Genomic DNA, 21,325 nt, shown 5'->3' on the forward strand with positions numbered 1-21,325 from the left:
CGAGAGCAAGCCGCCGATGCTCTTGTGCTTGCCGTCACCAACGCTCCCCGCGCTGAGTACGCCCGTGTGCTGCTCACCACAACGCTTCGCCACACGCCCGCGCTTGCCGTCGGAGCCTTCGAGCGTCCCTCACGTCTTCGGCGCAGATTAGAAGCACTTGCACAGCCGACGCTCCCAAGGCACAAAGCCCTTGGACTACTCACGCTTGCCAGCGTTCTGATCGTCCCCGCACTGGTTCCCTGGCGAGCCGTCGCACGACAGGCAACCGCTGCTCCACCACCACCTCTACCACCGCAAGAGACATTTACCAACGGCGTGACGGTTCAAGGGCAGCTTACCGATGGCTTAACACACAAACCAATGGCGGGTGTGCGAGTCATTGCACTGACAAAAGATACATCGCTAATCCGCCGTGGTGTGGAGATTCCTCAAGAGCGTCAGGTTAATACGACGCGAACCGATCACGAGGGGCGCTACTCTCTGTCGTTGCCCGCAAAAACGCTTTGTCGCATCGAGGCAGTAATTCTCGTGCCTTTAGAAGGGAAGGAGGGCTGGTCGGTTGATGGAACCAGTCGCAGGTTTCATGAGCAATCCTCCCGAACTGTCTCTGGCGAAACCGGTCAGGTGCTGAGCGCAGATTTGGTTGCTATTTCAATGCAGCCCGTCCAAGGAGCCGTGATAGACGCAAATAATATCCCTGTGGCGAATGCGGAGATAACTCTCCTGAGTGGAGTGACTGGGCCGTATCAAACCGACGGCAACGGAAAATTCTCTATCCCTGAGAACAAGCTGAGTTTGGGAACCAAACAAGGAAGCTACGGCTACCGTGACCACAAAACGGGCAAGTTTATCACCACCAACTACCGTGAGGAGCGAAAAACCATCCGTCTGCGTGCGATTCGTGGCGAGGAGTCTGTCGAGATAGAAGTGCCTGCAACAAGCCTGGAGCCGCTGACCTTGCGCTTGGAGAAGGGAAAACTGGTCAAGGTCTTTGGTCGTGTTGTCGATGATCTCGGGCGAGCAGTGGGTGGCGTGGCCGTCTCTGGTGCCAGTAGTCTCAATATCCATCCCTTCGACACGCGCTGGCTTAAGACAACAACCGATGCCACGGGAGCCTTTACTTTCTTCATAACACCGGGTCAGGTGTTTCACTTTGGTTGTACGAAGCTTGGGTACGGGGCTGTAGGCTACAACCCCGGCGCTCCCGCTGTGCTTAGTAAGCCACATAACGCTGGAAAGCTAGTGCTTTTTCGGGCAACCGCGCGTGTTGATGGGTTTGTACTTACCCCTGAAGGCAAACCGGCGACAAAGGCAACTGTACAGATCTATGGGACGCACAATAACTACCGCGCCGATACCGATGTTCAGGGCCACTTCACGGCGCAAGTTGTCCCGACCAACGAGCTGAATATCACTGCCTTCTGGCAGAAGGGGAAGCAGCAATTTATCGGCTTCGGGACACTTCCCCTCGGCAAACAGACGCATATCATCCGCTTGGCCGAGACCAAACCACATCAGCTCTAGGCAGAATCAACGGTATCATGAGGGCATGAGTAGCATTTTCACCGCCGATCTAAAGGGCATCGTCGCGCCGTGCCCCGCCTGTGGCCAGAAGAACCGCCTTCCCTACGAGCGCCTCGCCGCTTCAGGGACGTGTGGCAAGTGCGAGGCAAGCTTGCCGCTGGTCAATGCGCCCGTGGAGATTCCCAGCACCGCCGTCTTTAATGCCGTGATCGCCGCCAGCCCACTGCCGGTTTTGGTGGACTTCTGGGCCGAGTGGTGTGGCCCGTGCAAGATGCTCGCTCCGCAGCTCGAACGCGTGGCGACCCAGGAGGCGGGCCTGTCTCTGATCGTCAAGGTCAACACCGAGGCACTGCCGGGGCTGTCGGCGCAGTACAATATCCAAGGAATCCCGGCGCTGTTGCTCTTCAGGAACGGCAAACTGGTCGCGGAGCAAGCGGGGGCGCAGCCCGCCTCAGCCATTCGGGATTTCATCTACCGGTAGCCCTCCCCCGTTCATGAGGGAGGGTACAATGAGAGCATGAGCCTCTACGATTCCCTTCCGCTGATCTTTCCTCGCCGCAAGACCCGCGCCGTGCGCGTGGGCAAGGTTTTTATTGGGGGAGACCATCCCGTGGTCGTGCAGTCCATGATCACCGAGGAGACCAAGAACGTAGACTCTTGCGTCCGCCAGATCACCGAGATGGCACGCAAGGGCGCGGAGCTGGTGCGTGTGACGACGCCCTCGATGATGGAGGCGCACAAGCTAGGCGAGATTAAGGCGAAGCTGCGAGCGCGACTGATAGACGTACCGCTGGTCGCGGATGTGCACCACCAGGGCAGTGATATCGCCGTCGCCGTCGCGGAGTTTGTGGACAAAGTGCGCATCAACCCCGGGCTGTTTGTCTTTCACAAGCACACACGCCGCTCCGAGTTCACGGAGTCTGAGCATCAGGAGCAGCGCGAAGCCATCGAGGCGAGCTTGGTTCCGGTGATTGAGGCGTGCAAAAAGCGCGATATTGCCATGCGCATTGGGGTGAATCACGGCAGCCTCGCGGAGCGCATGCTGGTCACTTTTGGCGACACGCCCGAGGGCATGGTACAGAGCGCACTGGAGTACTTAAGAATTTGTGAGAAACACGATTTCCGCAACCTCATCATCTCCCTCAAAGCCAGCCGCGTCCCGATCATGCTCGCCGCCAATAGGTTAATGGTGCAGCGCATGGACGCCGAGGGGATGGATTACCCGCTGCATCTGGGTGTGACTGAGGCGGGCGACGGCCAGTACGCACGCATCAAAAGCACCACCGGAATCGGAACGCTTTTAGCCGAGGGCATCGGCGACACCATTCGAGTTTCTTTGTCGGAAGACCCTATTCAAGAGCTGCCGGTTTGCTATGAAATCCTACAAGCGCTGGGCCTACGTAAGACTCAAGTGGAGTTCATCGCCTGTCCAAGCTGTGGACGCACGAAATTTGACCTCCCAACCGTACTAAATCAAGTAAAACGTGCGACGAATCACTTAATTGGTCTCGATATTGCCGTGATGGGATGTATAGTGAATGGCCCTGGCGAGATGGCCGACGCAGATTACGGTTATGTCGGAAAAGCCGGTGGTAAAATCACGCTCTATCGTAAGCGAGACGAAATTAAAACCGTGGATCAGAGTGTTGGTGTTGAAGAGTTGATCGGGCTCATTAAATCCGATGGTAAGTGGCAGGAACCGAAAAAGGAGAATTGAAATGCCTTCGCCGTTTCCGGGGATGGACCCGTGGATTGAGAGCCCGATCCACTGGGCGAATATGCACATACATTTGATGACGGAGATGACGCGGCGGCTAAATCGTGAGCTTTCCGAAGCATTTGTGGCCGTGATGGATGAAAATGTCTATCTGCTACCCGAGAGAAGTATCTGCCCTCGGCCTCGACGGGGCAGGGACGCGTAGCGACGACGGCAGTCGAGGTGGTGGAAGCGGACGAAGAGGTGCGCGAGCCGTTTATCAAAGTCATGACGACCCATGATGACCGGCACGTGGTCGCAGTGATCGAGGTGCTGAGTCCGGTGAACAAGCAGGGAGCCGGGCGAGAGCAGTATCGAAAGAAGCAGTTGGATATGCTGGAGGGCGATGTTCACCTGCTTGAAATAGATTTACTCCGGGTAGGGCAGCACACCGTTGCCGTTGCCCCCGCGAGCTTGCTTTCCTGGCATGGAACTGCCTGGGACTATGTTGTCTGTTTGCATCGGGCAAGAACGGGCAATCGTTATGCTTGCTGGCCATTTACTCTTTATGACACTTTGTCTGTGGTTGACGTGCCACTGACGGTGGGCTACGCGGATGTTTTGCTTGATCTTGGAGCCATTTTTACGAACTGCTACGACGACGGGGCTTTTCGGCGCTCCGTAGACTATTCACAGCCGCCCACGCCACGCTTGAAACCCTCTGATGCGCAGTGGGCGGCGGAGTGGCTCAAATCTAGTGGGTAGGGGTAGAATTCTTGCTATGAAAACAAATCTAAGCCGCCGCTCACTGCTGGTGGGGGCGGGGACATCAGCGCTGGTGCGGGCAGACAGTGAGGCGGAGGCAAGGGGCAGCCAGAAACTCCCCAGAGATCGAGGCGGGGCGATCAATACGTTTCAGGTAGAGGCGTTTGTCAAAGCCGCTGAGGAGAAAAAACTGGGGATCCACAGCCTGATGCTGGTCAAGCACGGCAAGGTTTGCGCAGAAGGGTGGTGGGGACCGTATGGCCCGGAGCACCCGCACATGCTCTACTCGCTCTCTAAGAGCTTCACCTCCACGGCGGTTGGGCTGGCCGTGGCGGAGGGAAAGCTCTCGCTCAGCGATAAAGTTCTCTCGTTTTTTGAGAAAGAGCGACCAGCAAAGCCCGACTCCAACCTGGCCGCCATGGAGGTGCGCCACCTCTTGATGATGGGAACCGGACATGACAAGGACACGACGGGGGCCGTTCTTGGTTCCCCCAACGGCGATTGGGTAAAGACATTCTTATCTCTACCGGTGGAGCATGCCCCCGGCTCGAAGTTTGTCTACAACACGGGAGCGACCTACCTGCTCTCGGCCATTGTCCAAGCTGTGACCCGAAAGACTGTACTTGCCTATCTCAAGCCCCGGCTGTTTGAGCCGCTGGGCATCCAGAACCCGACCTGGGAGACGTGCCCAAAAGGCCGCAGTACGGGGGGCTTCGGGCTCAGTATCACCACGGAGGACATCGCCAAGCTCGGGGTGCTCCTGGTGCAGAAAGGCAAGTGGAACGACAAGCAGCTCCTCCCTGAATCCTGGGTGACTGCGGCGACGAGCAAGCATATATCCAACGGCGACCCGAGCCAGCCCAGTGACTGGACCCAGGGCTACGGCTACCAGTTCTGGCGCTGTCGCAACGGGATCTACCGCGGTGATGGGGCGTTCGGGCAGTTTTGTATTGTCCTACCCGAGCACCAGGGCGTGATCGTGCTCACCGCAGGCTCAGGCGACTTGCAGGGCATCATGAATGCCATCCATGAGCACCTCGTTCCTGCCTTTGGCCGCCCTGGCTCGACGCACTGGTTTTCCGGGCCGGGGGAACCACGTAACTTGAACGACCGAACCATCGCCACGCCCACCGGAGTGCCGACCTCACCGATGGCGAATGCGGTGTATGGGAAGACCTACCATTTTGCAGAGAATCCCCAAAAGATCCAGTGGCTGAAGGTGAGCGACAAAAAAGTGGTGGTCAAAACCGCTGCCGCTGAGTGGAAACTCCCCTACAGCACAATGGGGTGGGCAAGAGGCACGGCAGAGTTTCCGGGGTACCTCTCCAAGAAAGTGGCGACCCACGGTGCCTGGATCGCCAACGATACCCTTGCCCTGACTGTGGTTGCCTACGAGACACCCTATATCCACACGCTTACCTGTCAGTTTGTGGGGGAGAACATCACTCTCGCGAGGAAGACCAATGTGGGCTTTGGCCCCACCGAATCTCCAGCACTCACCGGAAAAGCGAGCTAGACCCTTTGGAAACATTGCTCTTTTTTAAAGATACTATGGTATACTTTAGCTACGACGAAATAGCAAAGGGGTTATCGTAGAATGCAGCGGATAGAAAAGACAGAGAAAGTCATGCCACTCAAAGACGCGTACAAGGGAAAGTTCCTGATCGGGACGATTTTAGGAGTCGCGGCGCTTCAGGGAAAAGTGCAGCAAGATACAGAGCTTGCTACCACGCACTTCACGGCCATCACGCCGGAAAATAGCCTCAAGCCTGAGGCTGTCCAGCCGCGTGAGGGAGAGTTTCGCTTTGCCGAGGGCGATAAACTGGTCGAGATTTGCAAGAGCTGTGGAGCCAGTGCGATTGGGCATACGCTCCTCTGGCACGCACAGACCGCGCGCTGGATGTTCGAGGGCCAAGACGGCAAACCGCTTACCCGTGAGGTGGCGCTGACCCGAATGCGCACCCATATCGGCACGGTGGTCGGGCACTACAAGGGCAAGATTAAGCAGTGGGACGTGGTGAACGAAGCCATCAACGACGGCCCTGGGATTCTCCGCCCTTCTCCCTGGCTCAAGGCAATCGGCGACGACTTTATCGCGGAGGCGTTTCGTGTTGCGCACCAGGCCGACCCGAAGGCGACTCTGATCTACAACGACTACAATATCGAGCTGGGCTACAAGCGCCCCAAGGCTGTTGAGCTTCTCAATAAGTTGCTGACGCAGAAAGTGCCCGTTCACGCCGTCGGGATTCAGTGTCACTGGCGCATGGACAACCCCAACTTCGCCGAGGTGGAAGACGCGATTAAAGAGTACGCTGCCCTAGGGCTTAAGGTGATGATCACCGAGCTAGATCTCGGGGTGCTACCGACAAAGTACCAGGGAGCTGATATTGGGTTCCGCCAGACCATGACCCCTGAGCAGCAGGCGGTGATGAATGGCTACACAAGCGGCCTCCCCGACTCAGTCGCTCAGGCACACGCCGAGCGCTACCGCCAGGCCTTCGAGCTGTTCCTGCGCCACCAAAAAACCATCGGGCGGGTGACGTTTTGGGGAACCCACGATGGTAGCTCCTGGCTCGATAACTTCCCCATCCGTGGCCGCACCGACTATCCGCTTCTTTTCGATCGCCAGGGCAAGACCAAACCCGCCTTTTTCGCCGTACAGAACGCCGCAAAGAAACGCGGATAGGACGAATCAATGATGAAACGAAAACTTCCCTTGCTCGCCGCCGTGCTCTCGATGACCGCACTCGCCTATGCCCAGCAGCCCGCCCGCTCCAATATTCGTGGGGCCGAATACCCGCGCATCCTCCCTGACCTAAGAGTTATCTACCGCGTCAAAGCGCCCGATGCCCAGAAAGTCGAGTTTAACCTTGGGGGAGGCAAGCGCCTCGCTGCGACCAAAGATGCTGAGGGGAACTGGACTGCGACTTCGGAGCCACAAGTGCCCGGCTTTCACTACTACTGGCTCGTGATTGATGGTGTCCAGGTCAACGATCCCGGTAGCGAGACTTTCTATGGCACGGGCAAGCAGACCAGCGGTATCGAGATTCCCGAAAAAGACGTGGACTACTACCTGCCCAAGGACGTCCCCCACGGCGAGGTGCGCGAGCGGATCTACTTCTCCAAGACGACCCAAGACTGGCGGCGCATCTTTGTCTACACCCCACCGGACTACGACACCAACCGCGACACCCGCTACCCCGTGCTCTATCTCCAGCATGGCGGCGGTGAGGACGAGCGCGGCTGGCCGGTTCAGGGGAAAGTTGCCAATATTATGGACAACCTCATTGCGGCGGGGAAGTCCAAACCGATGCTGATTGTGATGGAGCAGGGCTACGCAAGAAAGCCCGGCGAGCCGCAAGTTCCGCTCCGTCCACCCGCCGCAGGGACGCCCGCCACTCCGCCTGACTTCAGCCGGATGTTCTCCGCGCTCGACGAGGTTTTCACCAAAGACCTGATCCCTATGATTGATACCACCTACCGCACGCTCGCCAACCGGGAGAATCGCGCGATGGCGGGGCTCTCGATGGGCGGGATGCAGACCTTCCAGATCGGCCTAGCCCACCCCGAGCTGTTCGCGTCGCTGGGTGGTTTCAGCGGTGGCGGCGGTGGTTTTGGCGGCCCGGTGGACCTCAAGACGGCGCACAACGGGGCGATGGCGGACACCGACGCGTTCAATAAAAAGATGAAGCTGATCTGGCTGGGGATCGGGACGGTGGAGCCCGCGAATATGTACGCCAGTGTCCACAATTACCATGAGGCGCTAGACAAGGCGGGCATCAAGCACGGCTACTACGAGTCGCCGGGGACATCGCACGAGTGGCTCACCTGGCGCCGCTGCCTCAATGAGTTCGCGCCGCTCCTGTTCCAGGCAAGTGGCCAGCCGCCGCGTGGCCCTGGACGCCCTGGAGGCTTTGGTGGCCCGATCAAGCTCAATCCCGATGATGTGCAAGCCTTCCCCGACCCGCCCGCTGAGATCAATGCCAACCGCGATGTCCCGCACGGCAAGCTGGAGCTGATCGAGTACGACTCCAAGACCGTGGGAGTGAAGCGCAAAGTCAATGTCTACACCCCGCCAGGCTACTCGCCGGACAAAAAATACCCTGTTCTGTATCTGCTGCACGGAATCGGCGGCGACGAGACCGAGTGGCTGCGCTTTGCCTCCCCCAATCTCTTGATGGACAACCTGCTGGCCGAGGACAAAGCCCAGCCGATGATTCTTGTCCTGCCCAATGGCCGCGCCCAGAAAGATGACCGCCCCGGCCCCAATGCCTTCGCCACAGCCCCTGCCTTTGCGGTCTTTGAGCGCGATCTACTCGACGATCTGATCCCCGCCATTGAGAAGCGCTACTCGGTCAAGAGCGAGCGGGAGAGTCGGGCAGTCGCAGGGCTCTCGATGGGCGGCGGCCAGTCGCTGAACTTCGGGCTGGGACACTTAGATACCTTTGCCTGGATCGGTGGGTTCTCGTCGGCACCTAACACGAAGTCGCCCGCGCAGCTCGTCCCTGATGCAGAGGCGGCAAAAGCGAAGCTCAAGCTGCTCTATCTCTCGTGTGGGAATAAAGATGGGCTGATTGGCATTAGCCAGGGTGTGCATGGCTTCTTAAAAGAGAAAGGGGTTCCGCATCTCTGGAACGTGGATAGCCACGCCCACGACCCGACCCACTGGCGCAACAACCTCTTCTACTTTCTCCAGCGGGTCTTTCAGGAGAAGTAGGAGCGCATGGCCCATCCGACCATCGCGACTCTTGCTGAGCACCTGGGACTCTCCCGCGCCACGGTGACCCATGTGCTCAATGGGCGCGGCGATACCCAGCGCATCAGCCCCAAGACCCAGCAGCGGGTGCGCGAGGCGGCGCAGGAGCTTGGCTACCGTGCCAATGCCTCGGCGCGCGCGGTGCGGGCGGGGCGCTTTGGCAGTATCGCGCTGATCCAGTCGCTCTGGGGGCAGTACCTTCCCCCAGAGCTTCTCTTCGGGCTCACCCGCGCCCTCGCCGACCAGGACCTGCACCTCGTGCTCTCCCAAGTACCCGACCCCATGATGGAAGACGAGACCTACCTGCCCCACACCCTCCATGAGCTCTCGGTAGATGGAGTGCTGCTCAACCGCCACGTGGCATCGTCGCCGGGCTACCTGGAGACCATCCTGCGGCTCCGTATCCCGGCGATCTGGCTCAATGTGAAGCAGGAGTTCGATGCGATCCACCCCGACGACTCCCAAGGGGGGCGGCTCGCCACGGAGTTCTTGCTCACTCTCGGGCACGAGAAGATCGCCTACGTGGACTCCGATGAGCCCCTCAACGCCCACTACAGCAAGCACGATCGAAAGCAGGGCTACGAGCAGGCGATGGCCGCCGCCGGGAGGGTACCTCATGTCTATGCGCTTCCCAAGCTCTGGCACCACGAGCCCGGCGACGAGCGCATTGCCGGTGCGAAAGCCTTGCTCCAGAGCCCGGAGCGCCCCACCGCCATCATCGCCTACGAGCTTGCGGAGGCCATGGCGGTTGTCCACGCCAGCCACCAGCTCGGGCTCACGATTCCAGGCGATCTCTCGATCCTGCTCTTCCACTCCCGTACCGACGACCGCTACTTTCTGCCGTTCCACACGATCAGCAACGAGATGGAGCAGGTGGGGCGCGGGGCGGTTTTGCTCCTGCTGGAAAAGATGCAGAGCCCCGAGGTGCCCCTGCCCACACGAGCGGTCGCCATGCGGCTGCGAGAGGGCATGACCTGCCAGAAAAAACACCCTTAAAAAGCTATGAAGAAACAGAACCTGACACTCACGATAGACGCGACAAAAGCGACGGGCAAGGTCAGCCCGCTTCACTATGGTCTGATGACCGAGGAGATCAACTACAGCTACGACGGTGGCCTCTACGCCGAGCTGATCCGCAACCGTGCCTTTCTTGACGATGCCAAAAATCCCGCGCACTGGTCGAGTGTTGGCGGCGCGACTCTCGCGCTGGACACGGTGCAGGCGGTGAATACAGTACTCACAACAAGCCTACGTGTGGAGGTGGAGACGGCGGGTGCAGGCGTTGCCAACGCTGGCTACTGGGGCTTTCCCATCAAGCCCAACACGCGCTACAAAGCCTCGCTTTTTGCACGAGGCAGTGCGGGCCCACTAACCCTCACGCTCCAGAGCCGCGACGGCAAGACAGTCTACGCAAAAGCGAGTGTCACTGGCCTGACCGAGACCTGGAAGCAGCACACCATCACTCTCACAACGGGCAGTGTCGCCCCCACCACGGATGCCGTCTTTACGATCACGGTCAGCAAGCCGGGTACGCTCTGGCTGAGCCTCGTCTCGCTCTTCCCGCCAACCTGGAAGAATCGTCCCAACGGCCTGCGCCCCGATATTATGCAGATGCTCGTGGACCTCAAGCCCGCGTTTCTGCGTTTCCCCGGTGGCAACTACCTAGAGGGCAATACCATCGCGACTCGCTTCGACTGGAAGAAGACGATTGGCCCGCTCTCGGGGCGCCCTGGGCATCCGTGTCCGTGGGGCTATCGTTCGTCTGATGGAATGGGGTTGCTAGAGTTCTTGCTCTGGTGCGAGGACATGGGAGCGGAGCCGGTTCTGGGGGTCTACGCGGGTTACTCCCTGCGTGGTGAGTTTGTCAAACCTGGCCCGGAGCTGGAGCCGTATGTCCAAGAGGCGCTGGAGGAGATCGAGTACATTACCGGGCCGGTGACCAGCAAGTGGGGAGCGCAGCGCGCCAAAGACGGCCACCCTAAGCCTTTCCCGCTCCGCTATGTCGAAGTGGGCAACGAGGACTTCTTCGATAGATCCGGGAGCTACGATGGCCGCTTTGCTCAGTTCTACGATGCGATTAAGAAACGCTACCCGAGCCTAAAAGTGGTCTCCACGGTAGGCAATGAACAGCCCGCCAGCAAGCGCGTGACCAGCCGCCGCCCCGATGTGCTCGATGAGCACTACTACCGCAAGGCCGCCGACTTTATCCGCGACTCGCCGACGCACTTTGAGCGTTATGATCGCAAAGGCCCCGAGATTTTTGTGGGTGAGTGGGGCGCACACGAGGAGATTGCCCCGTGGCTTCCGCCATCGCGAAACTTACCCGCCACGCCCAGCATGAAGGCGGCGCTTGGGGATGCGGCGTTCATGACGGCCATGGAGCGTCACTCAGACTTTGTGACGATGCAGTGCTACGCGCCGCTCTTTGTCAATATCAACCCCGGCGCACGGCAGTGGCGCCCTGACTTAATCGGCTACGATGCGCTCAAATCCTATGGTGCCCCCAGCTACTACGCCCTCAAGCTCTTTAGCACCCGTGTCGGGGATGAGCTTCTGAAAGTGAGCCTGACCGGCGCACCGCTTCTCACCTCCGTCACGCGCAGGAGCAAGTCGGGGACGATTTTTATCAAGCACGTTAACCCTGGCGAGATGCCGCAGAGTGTCACTATCCAACTCCAGGGCGTCCGCTCCGTCAAGCCCGAGGCCACCGTCACCACACTCGCCGCGCATCCAGACGAGACCAACTCCATGGAAAACCCGACCAAAGTCGTTCCTACAACGCGCAAAATCAGCGGCATTGGTTCAAGCTTTACCCACACCTTTGCGCCCTACTCCATCACACTCGTTCAACTGGAAACACGCTAAGATGCCGCAAAAACAGACCTGGCGAGCCGACAACGGCAACGGCACTTTTTCCAACCCGCTCTTCTACGATGAGTTCTCCGACCCCGATTTAATCCGGGTCGGCAGTGACTTCTATCTCACCGGCACCACGATGCACGCTATGCCGGGCCTCCCCGTGCTCCACTCCAAGGATCTGGTCAACTGGCGCTTCCTCAGCTACGCCTGCGAGCAACTGGACTTCGGCCCCGAGTACCGCCTAGAGGACGGCAAGGCGATCTACGGCCAGGGCATCTGGGCCCCGAGCTTTCGCTGGCACAAGGGGACGTTCTACATCTTTACCAATGTCCGGGGCCAGCCGATGCAAGTCTATGCCGCAACCAACCCCGCCGGTCCCTGGAAACACTGGGCGATGAAGACGGGCTTTCATGATCCCTCGGTGCTTTTCGATGACGACGGCAAGATCTATGTGGTCTACGGCTACCGCGATCTGCGTCTTGTCCAGCTCAATAGTGAGCTCACTGATGCCATTGCGGGCACGGAGCGCACGCTCTTCAAGCCCAGCGACGGCATGGGCGAGGGAGCACATTTTTATAAGATCCGTGGCAAGTACTTCATTACCTCAGCCTGGTATATGGGCACCATGAAGATGCCCTGTGCCCGTGCGGATCGCCCCGAAGGTCCCTACGAAGTGCTCGATATCAGCGCGGGTGAGGACTTCGGGATCGCCAACGGTGCGATGCACCAGGGTGGGATTGTCGAGACTCCAACCGGCGAGTGGTGGGGCTTCTCAATGATGGACTTCAACTCCCTCGGGCGGCTTACCGGGCTCTCGCCGGTCACCTGGAAAGATGGCTGGCCCTATTTTGGGCTCCCTGGTAACCTTGGGCGCTCGCCGCGTACTTGGGTTAAGCCCAAGACCGGGGCAACATCGAAGCCCTCCGCTCCCTACGAGCGCAGCGATGACTTTTCGGGCAAGACGCTCAAGCCGATTTGGCAGTGGAACCATGCGCCCGATAATACCAAGTGGTCACTGACGGAGCGCCCCGGCTTCCTGCGCCTACACGCGCTCCCCGCCCCCGACTTCTGGCAAGCGCGCAATACCCTCACGCAGCGCGCTATCGGCCCGGTCTCGACGCCAACTGCAGAACTGGATGTCAGTGGCATGAAGCCAGGTGATCTCGCCGGGCTGGGCTTGCTTAACTCTCCGTATGCCTGGATTGGGGTGCGTTGCAAGGCAAGCGGCTTCACGGTGGAGCAGTACGACAAAGCCACAGGCAAGGTGGCCCTGGCTCCGCTCAGAGACACGCGAATCTGGCTCCGGGCCGAGTGCGACTTCTTGACGGAGAAGGCCAAGTTTAGTTTCAGCACCAATGGCAAGAGCTTCGAGCCTCTGGGGAGCGAGTTCAAGATGGTCTTCCAGCTCAAGACGTTTCAAGGTGTACGCTATTCTCTGTTTCACTACAGCACATCGGGAGCCGCCGGAGGCCACGCCGACTTTGTGCGCTTCACCCTGGACGAGCCGCTGAGCCGTGGGACCAAGCCAATCCCGTATGGGAAGACCATCACGCTTACGGAAGTGGGCAGCGATCGGGTACTCGCGGTCGGCACAGTAACACAGTTCAGAGTCCTCGACAGAGGCCAGGGGCGTATTGCGCTTCAGTCGGTCGAGGGGCTAGTCTCGGTTCCAACTAGCGATGGCAGTGAGCCGCTCGTTCTCAAGATGGGAAGGATATCGGATGCCGAAACTAGTCAGTGGATCGAGACGCCTCGGGGAGAGCTCACCTTGCTTTCCCTCACTACTCAACGCTATCTCCGACTGGCTCCAGACAGTGGGAAACTTCTGGCGGATAGTACGGGGGGGAAAAGAAACCAGCCCGATGGCTCTCGTTTTCGTTGGAGAACAGTTACGGCCTAAGCAAGCGTGATGTTGGCGGCGAGAAGTGCATCGCGGAGGGTGGCGCGCAGGTGAGGGAGAATCTGAGCGGGGCGTTGGCCGTGAGGGGCTTTGAAAGTGATACGCAGCGTGGTCTTGGTGGCGTCGGCGAGCGTGATTCCCTCGACACGGGCGGGCGCGGGAAGATTCTGGGTAGCAAGCGTCTCTTCGATAATCTTGGTGACAGCGGCAATGTCTTCCGCTGCCCCGACCGAGAGCTCGAAGCTCGCGCCCACTAAGCCTCGGCTGTGGTTGCAGACTTGGGCGATGTCGCCGTTGGAGAGAATATAGAGCTTGCCGTCGTCGTCGCGGATTCGGGTGATACGCATGCCGAGCTCCTCAACCGTACCCGTGACAGTGCCAATCGTGATGTAGTCTCCGGCGACGTACTGGTCTTCTAAAAGCAAAAAATAGCCCGTGATGACGTCTTTGACGAGCTTTTGCGCCCCGAAACCAAACGCCAAGCCCGCGACACTTGCCGTGCCGACGATGGCGGTGACATTGATCCCAACCAGGCTCAGGCCCGAGACGATAAAGACAAAGCCGAGCACAAAATCCGCCGTGTTCTGGAGCAGACCCGCGAGGCTGCGCACCCGCGATGCCTGGTGCTCCGCCTTGGCCCGCTCCGCGAGCTGCTCCCCGACACGCCGCACCACGCGCTTGAGCAGCCAGCGCACGGCGAGATAAAACGCGACAAGAAGCACGAGATCCAGAACCACCAGGAGGATATTGCTCTCCAGTGGCCCAAGCCGAAGGCGACTCGCAATCAACTGCGCAGTGTCATGGGTGGGGAGCACTACGCGAAACCGCCCTCACCGAGCTTGTCGGCTTGGTCAATGGTGACGAGCGCATCAATGATTTGTTGAATATCGCCATCCATAATATTGTTCAGCCCGTGTAGTGTCAGCCCTATCCGGTGGTCTGTCAGGCGATCTTGGGGGAAGTTATAGGTGCGGATTTTGTCAGACCGATCCCCGGAGCCCACTTGGAGCCGTCGGTTCTGGGTCACCGACGAGAGGAGTTTTTCTAGCTCCATGTCATACAGACGGGCGCGCAGAACGCGCATGGCCTGCTCACGGTTCTGGAGCTGTGAGCGCTGGTCTTGGCATGCCACCACAATTCCTGATGGCAGATGGGTGATGCGCACCGCCGTCTCGTTTTTCTGGACATTCTGGCCACCTGCCCCGCCCGAGAGGTAGTAGTCCATCTTGAGGTCTTTGGGATCAATATTAACCTCGACATCGTCTACTTCCGGCATCACCGCGACCGTGGCTGTGGACGTGTGAATTCTTCCGCCCGACTCCGTGACGGGAACGCGCTGCACTCTATGGACGCCACCCTCGAACTTTAATTGCGAAAACGCGCCCTCCGCCTGGATCGAGAGCTGGGCATCTTTGACGCCGCCAATTCCTGTCTCCTGGCAGGCGATCAGCTCGCTCTTCCAACCGAGGCGCTCCGCCCAGCGCATGTACATCCGCAGGATCTGCGCACAGAAAAGCTCCGCCTCGCCGCCGCCCGTGCCGGGACGAAACTCCATAATCACGTTTTTATCGTCGGCGGGGTCTTTGGGGAGCAGCATGAGCTTGAGCTCTTTTTCCAGCGGCGCAACTTGCGGCTTGAGCTCGTCTAGCTCCATCTGCGCCAGCTCTTTCATCTCGGAGTCACCCACCATCTCTTCCGCATCCGTGATGCCCTTGAGCACGGTTTTATAGCGACGGAATGTGGTGACAAGCGGGGTGAGGGACGTGTGCTCCCGCGCGATGGGAGCGTAGCGCTTCACATCACTGGTAACCTCCGGATCCATCATCTGATGGAGCAGCTCTTCGTAACGTCGTTCAACATCGAGTAGTTTTTCAAACATGGCAGCTCTTGTTTTACCATAGTGGCAGGGCAATCGCCGGGGCCAGGACGCACCTTGCATGAATTCTAATGGTTGTTTTATAAACTAATTAATAAATTAAAAATATCGTAAATATCTAATTTGGCATGAGATATGTAGGTTTGATTTCGTAATTGCGGGGTAGAATCCCCGCTGGAAGAAATTTATGAATATTTGTGTTATTGGAACGGGTTATGTTGGTTTGGTCACGGGCGTGATCTTTGCGGACCTGGGGAACGAGGTCATCTGTGTGGACAAGCTGGAGGCGAAAGTGGAGCAGCTCCAGCGCGGCGAGATGCCGATCTATGAGCCGGGGCTTGAGGAACTCGTGCAGCGCAACGCGGAAGAGGGACGTCTGACATTTACGACGGATCTCGATAGCGCGGTGCGCAAGTCGGAGATTATCTACATCTGTGTAGGCACCCCACCCCGCGCCGACGGCTCCACGGACATGGGCCAGGTGGAGAGCGCAGCCCGTGGGATCGCGGCGGCGATGGACCGCTATAAAGTGATCGTTAATAAGTCAACCGTACCTGTCGGAACCGGCAGCTTTGTGCGGGAAGTGATCGAGACAAACCGCCGCCGCAACGTGGACTTTGACGTGGTCTCGAATCCGGAGTTTCTGCGCGAGGGCTCGGCGATTCAAGACGCGCTTAACCCCGACCGGATTGTGATCGGTGCCCCCAATCAGATCGTCGCGCTCAAAGTGCTAGAGCTCTACGCGCCTCTTGAGCGCCCGATGATCATCACCGACGTGGCGAGTGCGGAGCTGATTAAATATGCCTCCAATGCATTTCTTGCCGTGAAAATTAGCTTCGCCAACTCGATTGCCAATATCTGCGAGGCCGTGAATGCCGATGTGATCCAGGTCATGAAAGGCGTCGGACAAGACCGAAGAATTGGCTCCGCGTTTCTGAATGCGGGTCTGGGTTACGGGGGAAGTTGTTTTCCCAAAGACTCGTCGAGCCTGCTCCACACCGCACAGAGTGTCGGCTACGACTTTCCTATCTTAGAGGCAACAATAAAAACCAACGACGAGCAGCCTAAGCGCTTCATCAAGAAAATTGAGACGGAGCTAGGGGGCTTTGAGGGGAAGAAAATCGCACTGCTTGGGCTGGCGTTCAAGGCGAACACGGATGACATGCGCGATGCCAAGTCGCTGGATGTGATTGCGGCAGTGCTCGCGGGCGGGGGCAAGATCGTGGCCTTTGATCCGATTGCGATGGAGAACTGCAAGAAGATCTTCCCCCAGATCGCCTACGCCAAGAGTGCCTTCGATGCGGCGGCGGGAGCCGATGCGGCGGTTGTGGTGACGGAGTGGAATGAGTTCAAGCAGATTAACTTAGAGAAACTCAAGGCGGCAATGCGAGGAAACATGGTATTCGATGGCCGTAATCTCTACGACCCGGAGAAAATGCGCCGCGCAGGCTTTGTCTATCATGGGGTCGGGCGCAGTAGTAAGTAGAAAATACGGTACCCCTTGCGTATTCTGCTTCCGCCCTCAGAAGGAAAGACCGACCCGCATCGGGGCACTTCGCTGGAGCTGGCGAGCCTCAGCTTTCCTGAGCTTTCTGAGCCGCGTCGGCTGGTGCTGGATGCCCTCACCACACTCTGCACCACGGATCCTTGTGGAGCGTGCGCCACGCTGGGGCTCACATCAAACCAAAGTGCTGAGGTCGTGCGCAACCAGCACCTCTGGAGTGCGCCCACCGCCCCAGCCTGGCAGATATACTCTGGGGTTCTCTATGGGCAGCTCGATGCCGCCTCGCTGACTGTGGCCCAGCGCACACGGCTTGCGGGGCGCGTCTGGATCGCCAGTGCGCTTTTCGGGTTCGTGGGGTTTACAGATCGCATCCCTGCCTACCGCCTATCCAGTGAGACAACTCTACCAGGTATCGGCTCCCTGGCACGTTTCTGGCGCGACTCGTTAACTCCGCTGCTGTTGCGTGTAGACGAGTCGGAGCTTATCGTGGATCTGCGCTCGGGAAGCTATGTCAAGCTAGGGCCACTTCCCGACTCCATGGCGCAGCGAGCTGTCGCCACACGGGTGCTCCAGAAAATGCCCCTGGGGCCGCCGAAGCTCATCACGCACTTCAATAAGGCTACCAAGGGCCGCATCCTGCGAGCCGTGGCGCAGCACCCAGGAAAGCTTCGCACCCTAGACGATCTCGCGCAGCTTATCGCCACACTAGGCGCGGACGTGATCCTGATCCCACCCACACGCACCGGGCAGCCTCAGCAACTAGACATTATTGTCACGGGGGCGAGTTAAAAGCCCACCCCATCGAAGAGCTTGATGTGCCCGAAGTTTGGGTAGCGCCCCTCTTTGTTCTTTTTCTCCTGCGCCGTCGCGCCTGAGAGAGCAAGCTGGGTGCCGTTGCCGAGCCAGGCGGCATCGGTGATGCGCATCTTGCAGTCCAGAGCGTGCACTAGGCCACCGGAACTGGCATCAAAAAGCGCCGCGTTCCACTTACCCTGCGCTAGCTTTCCAGCCATCAGAAAGACTTTCGTGCTGGGGTGAAAGCGTAGCGACTCCATGAGGCCCGCCCCAGCATCGGCATCTTGAATCTGCGAGATTTTACGCACCGGAGTCTCTGTCCAAGCGAAGCACTGCCAGGTCTGCTTGCCGTTGCCCGCCATCGGATCCACCATTGGCCCCATGCCACAGGCCAGCAGCTCGCGGCCATCGGGGCTAAACGCGAGGTCAAAGATGCCGCCGATATAGTGGTGGCTCTTGATAATGCCCCAGCAGGTAAAGTCCGGCGTTGTCCACACTGCCACTTGCTTGCCCGTCTCTAGATCCCAGACCCGGATCTCGCCCATCAGATTCGCGGCGGCAAGATGGCGGCTATCGGGGCTAAACGCCACCGAGAGCACGGGAGGCGTGTGCGCAAACTCCCCACGCAGCTTGCCCGTCCCCGTCTCGAAGACTTTCACACTGGGCTCGCGCTCCTTAGCGGGTTCGTACTTCTCGCCGCCCGCCAGATACTGCCCGGTGACACTAGCGACAAGGCGTTCGTCGGGGGAGACGCGCATTTTCCAGGACCAGAAGCTATGAGCTTTGATAGCCCGAATCTCTTTGGCCTCAGAGTTGGCAAGCGAGAACCAGCGCAGTGTGCCGTCGTAGCCCGCTGAGATCAGCTGATTCGACTTTGCCAGATACGCCACACCGCTGGCATAGCTCTCGTGCTTGCCTAGTTTCTGCGGGATCCCGGACGCGATAGGAACCGCCCAGACCCCACCATCGAGGCAGGCCGCAAAGAGCTGCTTACTATCCGGCGATGCCACAAGCGCCAGCACCGCCGTGGGTAGCTTCAGGTCTTTAATGGGGGTGAGCTTGATCTCACTCATTTGAGCACCTCCCGGATGGGTTCCGCCTTATCCTCGACTCGGTAAAACGTTGGAATGTCATCGGCTTCGTACTCGGCGTAGGGATCGAGGCCCAGCGCGGTAAAGATCGTCGCGAAGAGGTTTTTCTCATTGAAAGGCTTCTCGGTCACATCCACGCCGTCGGCGTCCGTCGCGCCCACGACCACGCCGCGCTTGATGCCCGCGCCCGTCATCGCCAGGCTCCAGGCATCGGGGTAGTGATCGCGGCCCCGGGCGGCATTGAGCCATGGCGTGCGTCCAAACTCGCCCATCACCACGACGAGAGTTTTGTCGAGCAGGCCGCGCTCCTCCAGATCGTTGATTAAGTTCGCGACAATGCGATCCATCTCGGGTACTAACATCTGGTAGATCTCGTGCTGGAAAACATGGCAGTCCCAGGGCATGCCATTGGCGACCATCACAAACGGAGCGCCATTTTCCACTAAGTTGCGGGCCAGCAGCGTGTGGAGCCCAAACGTGCCCGGACCGTAACGCTCCCGGTCTTTGGGCTTGACTTTCTCCAGATCAAAGAGATCGGCGCAGCTCATCAGGCCCTTGACCCGAGAAAATGTCGCGTTTTGCGAGCTAGCGGCGGCGCTCTGTCGGTCGTTCTCGAACTTCTTCGTGAGGAATTTTCGGAGTGCCTCGCGCTGCTCGAAGTCTTGCGTGGTGGTATCCGCGAGGCGCTTGACATCCGCGAGCTTGTACTCGCCGCCTGCCCGCACCGGGCCGTACTGCGCCCCGAGCCACCCGGCCCAGTTGCCCGCCTTAAACGACTCGAACTCGTTGCCCTTAGGATTGGGATCGAGAAACACAAAGTTCGGAATCGGACTGTCCAGATGCCCGAGCTGCTGGGCGAGCACGGAGCCCAGAATCGGACGAACAAACGGCTCACGCGGCGCGGCGCCGCGCGTCAGTAAATCAATCGCTTGGAAGTGCTCGTTGGGCTTTGTCTTCATTGAGCGCACCACGGCGAGCTTATCGGCGATTTTTGCACAGTTAGGCATCAGCTCGCTGAACTGGACACCAGGAAGCTTGGTCGGAATGGCGCGGAACGGCCCGCCAAACACGCTACCCGGCTTCGGGTCCCAGGTCTCGAACTGGCTGGGTGCCCCGCAGAGCCAGAGCAGAATACAGTGCTTCTCCTGGCGCTTGGCTTCCGCTGCAAGCGCGGCGGGTGAGAACAATCCCGTCCAGCTCAGCGCCGAGGCTGCGCCCGCTCCGACCAGCCCTTGCAAAAACAGCCGCCGGTGGAGCGTGTGTTCCGGCGGAGTACAGTTTCCGTCGCCTTCTATTGTCGTCTCGCTTTTATCGTTCATTGTGATTCTCGTGTTTCGAGGGATGAACATCCTCTCGCTAAGGGCTTCGCCGGTGACCCTCCGGGTCAGGAAACAGAGTATCCGCACTCAGAGAGTGCCCGGCGAAGCCCTTAGCGAGAGCAACTTGTTGCCTCGTCCCCGTGGTTCATTGGTTAGTGATTCACCTGAAACTCTGCGCTGGTAAGAAGTGCCCAGAGTAAGTTCTGGACGCCGCGCTCGGGCGACGACGCTGTTTTTAGGATCGCCTGGCACTGCTTTAGCTCCGTGGCATCGGGCAGACGCCCGAAGCTTATTTGAAACGCCGTGCGCACTTGCAGCTCGGGGGTAGCCAGTGCGGCGAGCTTTGTGGTCGTGTTGCCCGGCGTGGGCTTGAGTAGCTTGTCTACCAGTGGGGAGTTGGTCAGAAAAAGCGCCTGCTGCAGCGACGGATTGTAGGTGTCTGGCATGAGATCAGGGAAAGCTTTCACAAAACCGCTCTCTAGCTTCTCGGTCTCGGGATTGTCTGTTTTTGCCGCCGTCGCCACCTGGAGCGAGTGCAGGAGCTGTTCCGCCGAGAGCGGCTTCTCCAGAGCACGGGCAAACGACTCCGGTGGCGGCAGGACTTTCCCGACAGACTTCGCCTCAAGCTGGTAGGCGCGTGTCAGGACGATGTTTTTCACGAGGCGCTGAATATTGTAGCCGCTGGTCTCGAAATCTTTTGCGAGCCACTCTAGGAGCTCTGGGTGGCTGGGGCGGTGCTTGGAGTCGAGCTGGTCGGCAGGCTGGACGAAGCCACGGCCCATGAGCTTGGCCCAGATACGGTTGACAAAGGCGCGGGCCAGCAGCGGGTTCTCTTTAGTCACGGAGTCGGCGAAGGCTTCCCGGCGTGAGAACTTCGGGACAGCGGCGGCGCGGGCAGTGCCTGGTGGCACGAGATAGAGCTCGGGCTTGTCCACTTCTTTTTCATCCGCAGCCGGGACGCGCTCGGAGATACTCTTGCCATTGAGAAACACAAGGCTCGCCGTTTGGGACTCTTTCTTGAGGTTGGCGAAGTTAATAAAACCCCCAATGGCGCTCTCCGAAATACCCGTGCCAGAGTCCGTGTCCACATTTTTGCCGCGATTAAAGGCCGCGACCAGCCCCCAGTAGTGTCGCTGCTCGATCTCCCAGGCCAGTGGATGGTTGTGGCACTGGGCGCAACCGATCTTGACCCCAAATGCCACGGGGGCGACGGCCTCGGCGATGGCCTGGAAGCTATTAT

General features: G+C 59.1%; 18 protein-coding genes. 13 read left to right on the forward strand and 5 right to left on the reverse strand.

The genetic code is table 11. From position 1 onward, the window contains the following. From ACH2EH_RS00135 to ACH2EH_RS00185, 11 genes are all read left to right on the forward strand, one after another. Positions 1–1,524, forward strand: a 1,524-nt coding sequence (locus ACH2EH_RS00135) for a carboxypeptidase-like regulatory domain-containing protein (RefSeq protein ID WP_395137620.1), incomplete at its 5' end; no start/stop codon positions are given. A 25-nt stretch (positions 1,525–1,549) separates the two neighbouring features. Then, positions 1,550–2,005, forward strand: a complete 456-nt coding sequence (gene trxA, locus ACH2EH_RS00140) for a thioredoxin (protein ID WP_395137621.1) — start codon at positions 1,550–1,552, stop codon at positions 2,003–2,005. 36 nt (positions 2,006–2,041) lie between these two features. Then, a complete protein-coding gene (gene ispG, locus ACH2EH_RS00145) occupies positions 2,042–3,241 on the forward strand; it encodes a (E)-4-hydroxy-3-methylbut-2-enyl-diphosphate synthase (protein WP_395137623.1) in 1,200 nt (399 codons plus the stop codon). A 1-nt stretch (position 3,242) separates the two neighbouring features. Then, positions 3,243–3,446 carry a DUF4058 family protein gene (locus ACH2EH_RS00150; RefSeq protein ID WP_395137625.1) on the forward strand — a complete coding sequence of 68 codons (204 nt, stop codon included), beginning with the start codon at positions 3,243–3,245 and terminating at the stop codon, positions 3,444–3,446. Continuing rightward, a complete protein-coding gene (locus ACH2EH_RS00155; protein WP_395137652.1) occupies positions 3,413–3,985 on the forward strand; it encodes a DUF4058 family protein in 573 nt (190 codons plus the stop codon). Before ACH2EH_RS00150 ends, ACH2EH_RS00155 begins: the two co-directional genes overlap by 34 nt. Before the next feature lie 16 nt (positions 3,986–4,001). Next, positions 4,002–5,501, forward strand: a complete 1,500-nt coding sequence (locus tag ACH2EH_RS00160) for a serine hydrolase domain-containing protein (protein WP_395137627.1) — start codon at positions 4,002–4,004, stop codon at positions 5,499–5,501. An 81-nt stretch (positions 5,502–5,582) separates the two neighbouring features. After that, positions 5,583–6,671 (forward strand): endo-1,4-beta-xylanase, encoded by a 1,089-nt coding sequence (locus ACH2EH_RS00165; RefSeq protein ID WP_395137629.1) that lies wholly within the window; start codon positions 5,583–5,585, stop codon positions 6,669–6,671. Positions 6,672–6,680: 9 nt separating this feature from the next. Next, a complete protein-coding gene (locus ACH2EH_RS00170) occupies positions 6,681–8,702 on the forward strand; it encodes an alpha/beta hydrolase (RefSeq protein WP_395137631.1) in 2,022 nt (673 codons plus the stop codon). A gap of 6 nt (positions 8,703–8,708) precedes the next feature. Next, a complete protein-coding gene (locus ACH2EH_RS00175; RefSeq protein ID WP_395137633.1) occupies positions 8,709–9,737 on the forward strand; it encodes a LacI family DNA-binding transcriptional regulator in 1,029 nt (342 codons plus the stop codon). 6 nt (positions 9,738–9,743) lie between these two features. Next, positions 9,744–11,606, forward strand: a complete 1,863-nt coding sequence (locus ACH2EH_RS00180; protein WP_395137635.1) for an alpha-L-arabinofuranosidase C-terminal domain-containing protein — start codon at positions 9,744–9,746, stop codon at positions 11,604–11,606. A 1-nt stretch (position 11,607) separates the two neighbouring features. Beyond that, positions 11,608–13,500, forward strand: a complete 1,893-nt coding sequence (locus tag ACH2EH_RS00185) for a family 43 glycosylhydrolase (RefSeq protein ID WP_395137637.1) — start codon at positions 11,608–11,610, stop codon at positions 13,498–13,500. Here ACH2EH_RS00185 and ACH2EH_RS00190 read toward each other — a convergent pair. Both ACH2EH_RS00190 and prfA read right to left on the reverse strand, forming a co-directional pair. After that, entirely contained in the window at positions 13,497–14,315 is an 819-nt protein-coding gene (locus tag ACH2EH_RS00190; protein WP_395137639.1) for a mechanosensitive ion channel family protein, read from the reverse strand. The two genes, ACH2EH_RS00185 and ACH2EH_RS00190, sit on opposite strands and share 4 nt — an antisense overlap. Continuing rightward, positions 14,315–15,379 carry a peptide chain release factor 1 gene (gene prfA, locus ACH2EH_RS00195; protein ID WP_395137641.1) on the reverse strand — a complete coding sequence of 355 codons (1,065 nt, stop codon included), beginning with the start codon at positions 15,377–15,379 and terminating at the stop codon, positions 14,315–14,317. The genes ACH2EH_RS00190 and prfA overlap by 1 nt, the downstream gene beginning before the upstream one ends. Before the next feature lie 184 nt (positions 15,380–15,563). On the opposite strand from prfA, the gene ACH2EH_RS00200 reads away from it, so the two are divergent. Together ACH2EH_RS00200 and ACH2EH_RS00205 are read left to right on the forward strand one after the other, a co-directional pair. Beyond that, positions 15,564–16,862, forward strand: coding sequence for a UDP-glucose dehydrogenase family protein (locus tag ACH2EH_RS00200; protein WP_395137643.1), 1,299 nt, complete (start codon positions 15,564–15,566; stop codon positions 16,860–16,862). A 15-nt stretch (positions 16,863–16,877) separates the two neighbouring features. After that, positions 16,878–17,669: a YaaA family protein gene (locus ACH2EH_RS00205; protein WP_395137645.1), complete on the forward strand. Its 792-nt coding sequence runs from the start codon at positions 16,878–16,880 to the stop codon at positions 17,667–17,669. Here ACH2EH_RS00205 and ACH2EH_RS00210 read toward each other — a convergent pair. From ACH2EH_RS00210 to ACH2EH_RS00220, 3 genes are all read right to left on the reverse strand, one after another. Then, positions 17,666–18,748, reverse strand: coding sequence for a WD40 repeat domain-containing protein (locus ACH2EH_RS00210; protein ID WP_395137647.1), 1,083 nt, complete (start codon positions 18,746–18,748; stop codon positions 17,666–17,668). The two genes, ACH2EH_RS00205 and ACH2EH_RS00210, sit on opposite strands and share 4 nt — an antisense overlap. After that, positions 18,745–20,085 carry a DUF1501 domain-containing protein gene (locus ACH2EH_RS00215; protein ID WP_395137649.1) on the reverse strand — a complete coding sequence of 447 codons (1,341 nt, stop codon included), beginning with the start codon at positions 20,083–20,085 and terminating at the stop codon, positions 18,745–18,747. Before ACH2EH_RS00215 ends, ACH2EH_RS00210 begins: the two co-directional genes overlap by 4 nt. A gap of 152 nt (positions 20,086–20,237) precedes the next feature. Then, positions 20,238–21,325 (reverse strand): DUF1553 domain-containing protein (locus ACH2EH_RS00220; RefSeq protein ID WP_395137651.1); only part of this gene is annotated, 1,088 nt, incomplete at its 5' end.

Source organism: Armatimonas sp. (assembly GCF_043760365.1).
Taxonomy (GTDB): Bacteria; Armatimonadota; Armatimonadia; order Armatimonadales; family Armatimonadaceae; genus Armatimonas.

Bases quoted from the DNA above. Each gene is read 5' to 3' on its own strand.
- ACH2EH_RS00165 (WP_395137629.1), top strand. From the start codon at position 5,583: ATGCAGCGGATAGAAAAGACAGAGAAAGTCATGCCACTCAAAGACGCG.
- ispG (WP_395137623.1), top strand. From the start codon at position 2,042: ATGAGCCTCTACGATTCCCTTCCGCTGATCTTTCCTCGCCGCAAGACC.
- ACH2EH_RS00215 (WP_395137649.1), bottom strand. From the start codon at position 20,085: ATGAACGATAAAAGCGAGACGACAATAGAAGGCGACGGAAACTGTACT.
- ACH2EH_RS00150 (WP_395137625.1), top strand. From the start codon at position 3,243: ATGCCTTCGCCGTTTCCGGGGATGGACCCGTGGATTGAGAGCCCGATC.
- ACH2EH_RS00175 (WP_395137633.1), top strand. From the start codon at position 8,709: ATGGCCCATCCGACCATCGCGACTCTTGCTGAGCACCTGGGACTCTCC.
- prfA (WP_395137641.1), bottom strand. From the start codon at position 15,379: ATGTTTGAAAAACTACTCGATGTTGAACGACGTTACGAAGAGCTGCTC.
- ACH2EH_RS00160 (WP_395137627.1), top strand. From the start codon at position 4,002: ATGAAAACAAATCTAAGCCGCCGCTCACTGCTGGTGGGGGCGGGGACA.
- ACH2EH_RS00210 (WP_395137647.1), bottom strand. From the start codon at position 18,748: ATGAGTGAGATCAAGCTCACCCCCATTAAAGACCTGAAGCTACCCACG.
- trxA (WP_395137621.1), top strand. From the start codon at position 1,550: ATGAGTAGCATTTTCACCGCCGATCTAAAGGGCATCGTCGCGCCGTGC.
- ACH2EH_RS00180 (WP_395137635.1), top strand. From the start codon at position 9,744: ATGAAGAAACAGAACCTGACACTCACGATAGACGCGACAAAAGCGACG.
- ACH2EH_RS00170 (WP_395137631.1), top strand. From the start codon at position 6,681: ATGATGAAACGAAAACTTCCCTTGCTCGCCGCCGTGCTCTCGATGACC.
- ACH2EH_RS00185 (WP_395137637.1), top strand. From the start codon at position 11,608: ATGCCGCAAAAACAGACCTGGCGAGCCGACAACGGCAACGGCACTTTT.
- ACH2EH_RS00200 (WP_395137643.1), top strand. From the start codon at position 15,564: ATGAATATTTGTGTTATTGGAACGGGTTATGTTGGTTTGGTCACGGGC.